The organism is Stenotrophomonas humi, assembly GCF_001431415.1.
GTDB classification, from domain to species: domain Bacteria; phylum Pseudomonadota; class Gammaproteobacteria; order Xanthomonadales; family Xanthomonadaceae; genus Stenotrophomonas; species Stenotrophomonas humi.
In genome coordinates this window covers 1-1365 of the sequence record NZ_LDJI01000064.1, presented here as the reverse complement: position 1 = coordinate 1365, position 1365 = coordinate 1, and the positions used below count along the sequence as shown (strand labels likewise).

Here is a 1365-nt window from a genome sequence, read left to right as displayed (position 1 = left end):
GTGATTAGTCGCGGTCAGCGTGCCCAGGGCACGTTTCCGGGATCGCCCGGTTACAGCACAAGCACAGTTACGCCGTCGACGGACTTCCAGCTATGACCAGCGCCGGACGTGAAATTCTCAAATGGGTTGCAGTGCTGTTGATGACCGGTGACCACGCCGCAAAGCTGCTTTATGGCGGCTACGTTCCAGTGGTCAGCGAGCTGGGCCGCATCGCGTTCCCTGTGTTCGCTTTGGTGATGGCCTACAACCTCGCGCAACCGGGTGCTGACGTTTCCAAGTCGGTGAAGCGGCTGGCGATGTGGGGGCTGATCGCGCAACCGGTCTACGCTTGGGCTTTCGACGTTATGCTGCCGGTCAACGTCCTGCTGAGCTTCGCGCTGGCCGCTGCGTGCGTGCTGTGCGCCCAGAATCGACGCTGGTGGCTGGTGGTGTTGGCCATACCGATGCCGTTGCTGGTGGACTACCAGTGGGCAGGCATCGTTCTAGTGACGGTGTGGTGGTGGTTGTTCGCCACCAGGCGCGTCGATAGCCATTTCTGGCTGGGTGCGGCCGCATTCGCGCCGCTGTGCTTCTACAACGGCAACGCATGGGCATTGCTGGCGCTGCCGGTGATGGCGCTGGGGCAGGTCGAACTTCAGGTGCCACGCACGCGCTGGGCGTTCTATGGCTACTACGTGGCGCACATTGGGCTGCTCGCCATTATTTCGTGATGCGTCACTAAATCAGCAGGGCGAGTTTGGGATATCGCGCCATCCGCCTTCGATACGTTCGAGGCGCCTACCTTGAATGCAGCGTTGTCCAGGGCGCATCGGTTCGACGGGAGCGCGCCAATCAATGCCGCTGGTGTCGAGCAACTTGTTCGGGTCGAGGCGTATTTTCCTGACAATTGCTTCGTTCTCTTTGCCGGCCTTTTCAAGCTCGCGCAGCGCGGCTTCAATTTGAGCCTGTTGCGCAGGCGTCGGTGTAAGCGCTCGTTCCAGTGCCGCGACCTGTCGTCGGGCATTCCATTCGATCAGGCCCATAGCAATTAGCACCGCAGCAGCTACCAGGACGATGGCGCGCAGCCAAAATCTCGATTCTTCGGAAGGTTGGCCATTGGCCGATGAGCGCGGCCCATTCTTACTTCGGGGCCTGAAATTGACGTCGCTCAGGTCAGCTTTGCCGAGCGTAGGTTCTTGGCGTTCTCGTTCCATGGAATCCCCCAGGCTTCATCCTGAGCGGATTCTAGCCGGGGTGCAGGGGCATTGCCCCAGATCTGACGGCGCCGTGGATCCACCTTGTAGAAAAAACTGGCTGGAAACCATTGCGCTGAAAGGCTTTCAAAAAAGTACCGATCGAGGAAACACCAGGTGTAGGGGCATAGCC

Annotated in this window: 3 protein-coding genes; 1 reads left to right on the top strand and 2 read right to left on the bottom strand. The window is 59.8% G+C overall.

The features are described from left to right. Positions 1–92 precede the first annotated feature (92 nt). Positions 93–710 carry a TraX family protein gene (locus ABB26_RS18295; protein WP_057633286.1) on the top strand — a complete coding sequence of 206 codons (618 nt, stop codon included), beginning with the start codon at positions 93–95 and terminating at the stop codon, positions 708–710. Positions 711–722: 12 nt separating this feature from the next. Here the strand turns inward: ABB26_RS18295 and ABB26_RS19090 are convergent, their stop codons facing one another. Further along, positions 723–1193 (bottom strand): hypothetical protein, encoded by a 471-nt coding sequence (locus ABB26_RS19090; RefSeq protein ID WP_152982605.1) that lies wholly within the window; start codon positions 1191–1193, stop codon positions 723–725. Beyond that, on the bottom strand, positions 1148–1365 hold a 218-nt coding region (locus ABB26_RS19360), incomplete at its 5' end, for a hypothetical protein (RefSeq protein WP_211261994.1). The genes ABB26_RS19360 and ABB26_RS19090, both read right to left, overlap by 46 nt.

Bases quoted from the DNA above. Each gene is read 5' to 3' on its own strand.
- ABB26_RS18295 (WP_057633286.1), top strand. From the start codon at position 93: ATGACCAGCGCCGGACGTGAAATTCTCAAATGGGTTGCAGTGCTGTTG.
- ABB26_RS19090 (WP_152982605.1), bottom strand. From the start codon at position 1,193: ATGGAACGAGAACGCCAAGAACCTACGCTCGGCAAAGCTGACCTGAGC.